This is a genomic window from Massilia sp. CMS3.1, from assembly GCF_051262535.1.
GTDB lineage: Bacteria > Pseudomonadota > Gammaproteobacteria > Burkholderiales > Burkholderiaceae_D > Telluria.
The window spans coordinates 1-749 of record NZ_JBIMES010000080.1 but is presented as its reverse complement, the minus strand read 5'-3'; the positions used below and the strand labels follow the sequence as shown (position 1 = coordinate 749).

The window sequence follows — 749 nt, the reverse complement described above, 5'->3', positions numbered from 1 at the left end:
TGCTGGGTTCAGCAGTCCCGGCATTCAATCGCACCAGGAGCAGTTGGCAGCATGAGTTCACGTATTCACCCGCAAGCTCGTACCACCCCGAAAATCCGGCAGGAGATCAAGGCTTCGGGCCTGTCGGACCGGCAGGCCGCCAAGGTCTTCAATATCAGCCGTGCCACGGCTCGCAAATGGCTCCAGCGCGATGACGTCCAGGACCGTTCTCATCGTGCCCATACGCTGCATACGACCCTGAGTGCAGCACAGGAGAATATCGTGCTGGCGCTGCGTCAGTCGCTCTATTTGCCGCTCGACGATCTGCTGTTTATCACGCGGCAATACATCAATCCCGATGTCTCCCGGTCAGGCATCGCACGGCTGCTCAAACGCGAGGGCATGTCGCGCCTTGAAGACGTGATCCCCAAAGCCGAGGGCGAAACCATCGCGCCCAAGAAGACTTTCAAGGACTACGAGCCTGGCTTCATCCATATCGACATCAAGTACCTGCCGCAGATGCCGGACGAGACCTCGCGCCGCTATCTGTTCGTCGCCATTGACCGCGCCACGCGCTGGGTCTTCATGCACATTTACAGCGACATGACCGACAAAAGCAGCGTCGATTTCCTGCGCCGACTGAAGCTTGCCTCACCCATCAAGATCAGCAAGATCCTGACCGACAACGGCTCGCAGTTTACCGACCGTTTCGCCACCAAAGACAAAAAGCCTAGCGGCAGGCACGCGTTCGACGTAGCGTGCGCCTCACT

1 protein-coding gene is annotated in these 749 nt (G+C 58.6%); it reads left to right on the top strand.

The window, feature by feature from the left end:
* Positions 1 to 51 precede the first annotated feature (51 nt).
* On the top strand, positions 52 to 749 hold a 698-nt coding region (locus ACHAC9_RS24510), incomplete at its 3' end, for a DDE-type integrase/transposase/recombinase (protein ID WP_435764422.1).